Origin of the sequence: Loigolactobacillus backii, from assembly GCF_003946275.1 — a bacterium.
Taxonomy (GTDB): Bacteria; Bacillota; Bacilli; order Lactobacillales; family Lactobacillaceae; genus Loigolactobacillus; species Loigolactobacillus backii.
In genome coordinates this window covers 1-4,279 of sequence record NZ_RHNQ01000105.1, presented here as the reverse complement: position 1 = coordinate 4,279, position 4,279 = coordinate 1, and the positions used below count along the sequence as shown (strand labels likewise).

The window sequence follows — 4,279 nt, the reverse complement described above, 5'->3', positions numbered from 1 at the left end:
GGGGAAGTATACTCTCCTCACAATTAGAACTATCAATATTTTACGTATCACCTACTTGACTTCTGACCACAAGTCTTAATAATTTACTACATAGTAAGAATCGATTAATATTAGTGAATTGTCAAGCGTTTAGCTAAGTGAAAGTGAGTGATTGTATTATGGATAATCAGTTATACCGAGCAACTCTAAATTGTCAGGGCAAACATTACTACTTGTTGGCTTCCGATCAGGGTTTAGTTTTTGTTGGTAGTCCAGATGCTTCAATTGATGAGGCCAAACACTATTTGCCAAATTCTGAAGTAGCGAACGCCAAAGAGAAATCCTTGGCAAACTATAAGCAACAATTGAATGACTATTTTACCGGTAAACGCTCGTTGTTGAACATTCCACTTGATATTCGAAGGGGCACAAAATTACAACAACAGGTTTGGCAAACACTATTAAAAATACCATACGGACAGACGTGGTCCTACACCGAATTGGCCACTGCTAGTGGTTATCCTACGGCAGTTCGTGCGGTTGCTAGCGCGGTGGGGGCCAATCCACTATTAGTTGTGATTCCTTGTCATCGAGTGATACGTAAGGACGGAAGGCTTGGCGGCTATCGTGGTGGTTTAGCAATGAAACAGCAGCTGTTATCGCTAGAGGCACAACGGTGCTAAAAAGAGTGCGGTAATAATGTCGCTCTTATACTAAACTTTTGGCCCACGTTCTATCGTAATCGGAAACAATAAGAGACCAGGACTTTTGTCCCGGCCTCTCCTGACTTGTCACAATAAATTTTATACGCGTTTAGTCCAAACTAAGTCATGTTTGGAGCTAGGACAAAAATCTAGCCCACTACTATTTTAAAGTAAGTAAGCTAGAACCAACTTTTGGCCCACTTTTTGACTAATTTGGTGTAAACGTGTTTGAAAAAGCAGGTTCCTGTACCCTTTCACGCACTCGCTAGCCAGAAACAGCGCCTATTTGTTACTCTAACTTTTGGCTACGGGCGTCACTACCTTACGCGATAACCAAGGTAGTAACTTAGCATAGGCGATCATGAAGACAATACTAACAATAACACCCTTAATTAAATTAAAAGGTAAAATTCCAGCAAAGACCATTTGCATGACCGGAGCAGTAAATTTAATGCCTGAGAATTTAAAGTACATTGGTAGTAGGACAAATAAATTGGCGAAGCACATGAAGACAGTTAGCAATAAGATACCAGAAGTAAAACCAGCCAACATATTGCCGGTGCTTGGTCTAGCTAGGGTGTTGTGCTTTTGACCTCGTTTGAAGAAATAATAAACGGGTAAAGTGAAACACAAGGTGGCAAAAAAGTAAGCAACATCACCAATTAAGTAAGGAACGCCACCATGGGTTAGAAAATCTAATACACCACTGATGAAGGCCGTTGCAATCCCAGCAGCAGGGCCATATAAGAACATTGTGATGAAGACTGGTAAGTTACTAAAATCTACTTTTAAATACGAAAAAGCTGGTAAAATTGGAAAAGCAATTAAAAGTAGTAAATATGAGATAGCCGACATCATTGCGATCATAACAAGCTTACGGACGTTTGTTCTTTCCATATTGAAAACCTCTCCTTTTTAAACACTAAAAAACACACCACCCATGTCAAACAGAGACAAGAATAGTGTGCGCTTTATTTTATAGTCACAAATAAATAAGCCCAATCTTCTTTTATCTAGACTTTAACTATCGGTAGCGGGGTTTCACCGCTTCAGCCATTAATAACTAATGGGTCGTGGACTATAACCACCGGTCGGGAATTACACCCTGCCTCTGAAGACACATAACTAATATTCAATTTACAATGGTAATTGTAACACATATTTTTGTAAACGCAACCAGTATGCTTTAAAATTATTTGGATATTCACGTATTAATTTAATTTTTCTTTGGCTTGTGTTTAAGGTAGCCTAGAGCCTCTAAGAAAATATCGGTTTTGAGCAGTAAGGCAACGACCACATAAATAAGTGCGCCAAGGGCAATTTCGATAAGGAACCAAATCAAATGGCTCGGTAGGTGGCTCGCAACTTGCCAAACAATAATACCCATAATTCCACCGGCAACAAAAAATTTCCACAAGTCATGGAACATTTGTTTAAGGTCTAAATTCTTTCGAACAACAATTATCTGGTAGCCAGTCACAAAAATTTCGGTAATTACCGTTGCAACGGCGGCACCATAAACACTAAAAAGTTTAATACAAATGTAATTCGCAATAATGTTAACACCAGCGCCAATTGAAACTGATAAGGTATAGTCACGAACACGCTTAACTGGCAGCAAGTACTGCCGACCAATTGTGTTGTTCCAGGCTATCAGCAGAATTATTGGTGTCTGAATAATCAACAGGATACCGGTAGTCGTAAATTTTGGTGATAAGAACCAAACAATGAATTTAGGTGCAATGGCCGACATACCAAACATTAAAGGAATCGCCAGCGCCGTCACAAATTGAAAAGAACGGTATAGACTACGGTGCACGGCCTCAAGCTTATTATTTGCAAAAAGATTAGCAATATGCGGTAACAAAACGACACTTAGTGAGGTAACGGCAACCATTGCCATATTAATAAACTTGTCAGAATAATCCATATAACCAGCAGCCTGAACGGAAACCATGGCCTTTAACATAGTTTTATTAACCATAATATAAAGTTGCATTGAAATGGTCGGAATAAACAGAATGAATGAAGGTCCAACGTGACGCCAAATATGCAAAGAAGAAAACGGCACTTTCTTTACTAATTTTGGTAGGTAGGGCCAAAGCATTGCGTTACCAACTAAAGAACTGGCGGATAAAATCATAATGTATAACCATAGATCACTAGGTTGATGGATAAAAGTAAAAATCATAATAATCGTAATTATACGAACGACCGAGTTACGCAAAGTCGTTTTTTTAAAATCTTCTAGGCCCATAAAATACCAAGAGATATCAATAGCACCGGCGATTAAACTTAATGACTGCATCAAAAAGAAGAGCCGGTAGTGATGATCAAAGTGTAAAAAAACGAGAAATGCTAGGTAGGCAGCAAAGATAGTGATAATTTGTAATAGTTCAACTTCCCAGAAAATACGTGAGCGTTCCTCCAGATTATCCCGGTGGAAGGCAATTTCCCGATTTCCGTATAAAGTAATGCCTAAAGAGCCAACTAAATAAAAATAAGCCACTATTGAGTTTGTATAGGCATTAATCCCAGCACCAACTGGACCAATTACACGTGCTACGTACGGTACTGTTATTAATGGGGCAATCAACACTAGTAGCTGATAGGACATATTATAAAAATAATTCCGGATAACCTTCATTGTACGGGCGCCTTTCTAGTTGTGCGCTAAAATTGCAATTTGTTCAGGCGTCATTTTTGTTCTTTCAGAAGTACAAGATTTTTGCTTACCATTGGCCGGAACAACGTGAAAGGATTTAACGTGACTAGGGTATTGCTCCGAAGCCGCAGGAGTTTTAGTAATATCACCGTACATTCGTTCTAAAATAGTTGTAGTTCCAACGGGGATTTTCGCCTGTAAACCGCTAAATTTTGTGGGTCTTACTGCCTGAACCTCTTCAGCTGAAGCCCATTCGCGGCCAAACCAATACCAAGAAGCGTAATTAGTAACGGTGGCTGCCTGATTGTTTTGGCGTCTAGTCATTACGCGATAGCGAATCTGCTTTAATGATTTGAGTGAAAACCAGCGGGTTACAAAGTGAATTGGCGCATAAGCAATCTTACCAAACCATGAATGGTAGATGTGGTAATAACGCTCACGAACTATTTGATCAATTAAATGAAAAGCATACTTATCCCAAAGTCGTAGTAGTGAATTATTGGCCAATTTATCGAACGGAATAATATCGACAAAAACAGTCTGGCTACTAAACGTAAAATCTTCTTTAATCTCAGTTTCCTTATCAATGACCTTACTCCAAGTGACACCATAATCAGGGTCTAAATGGTCATTAATAATACCGTATTGGCCGTCCGCGTTAAATCGATTCGTTGCGGCAGCAATAAAGCGATCATACTCAGGTCGTTTCATTGCAACATCAACATCATCATCCCAAGGAATTATTCCATGATACTTAACGGCACCAAGGAGCGAGCCGCCGGATAACCAATAATCTATGTTTTCTTCTTCACAAATATCTATAATCTGACGCAACAAGTTTAGCTCACGTTGATCCCGAATTATTCATACGAGGTTTAATATCGGCATACCGCACAATTTTGGACCAATTCTCGTGCTGCTATGGCGTAGT

General features: G+C 39.3%; 4 protein-coding genes and 1 riboswitch. Of the genes, 1 reads left to right on the top strand and 3 read right to left on the bottom strand.

The window, feature by feature from the left end:
• Window positions 1–158: 158 nt before the first annotated feature.
• Complete coding sequence (locus EKM61_RS11475) at window positions 159–662, top strand: methylated-DNA--[protein]-cysteine S-methyltransferase (protein WP_068226017.1); 504 nt, start codon at window positions 159–161, stop codon at window positions 660–662.
• 315 nt (window positions 663–977) lie between these two features.
• Here EKM61_RS11475 and EKM61_RS11470 read toward each other — a convergent pair whose 3' ends face one another.
• The 3 genes from EKM61_RS11470 to EKM61_RS11460 form a co-directional block, all read right to left on the bottom strand.
• Window positions 978–1,580, bottom strand: a complete 603-nt coding sequence (locus EKM61_RS11470) for an ECF transporter S component (protein ID WP_068226018.1) — start codon at window positions 1,578–1,580, stop codon at window positions 978–980.
• A 100-nt stretch (window positions 1,581–1,680) separates the two neighbouring features.
• Window positions 1,681–1,806: riboswitch (FMN riboswitch) on the bottom strand.
• A gap of 93 nt (window positions 1,807–1,899) precedes the next feature.
• The gene (locus tag EKM61_RS11465) at window positions 1,900–3,330 is read right to left on the bottom strand and encodes an oligosaccharide flippase family protein (protein WP_068226019.1); all 1,431 of its coding nucleotides are present in this window, start codon (window positions 3,328–3,330) and stop codon (window positions 1,900–1,902) included.
• A 15-nt stretch (window positions 3,331–3,345) separates the two neighbouring features.
• Window positions 3,346–4,182: a LicD family protein gene (locus EKM61_RS11460; RefSeq protein ID WP_068377199.1), complete on the bottom strand. Its 837-nt coding sequence runs from the start codon at window positions 4,180–4,182 to the stop codon at window positions 3,346–3,348.
• Window positions 4,183–4,279 lie beyond the last annotated feature (97 nt).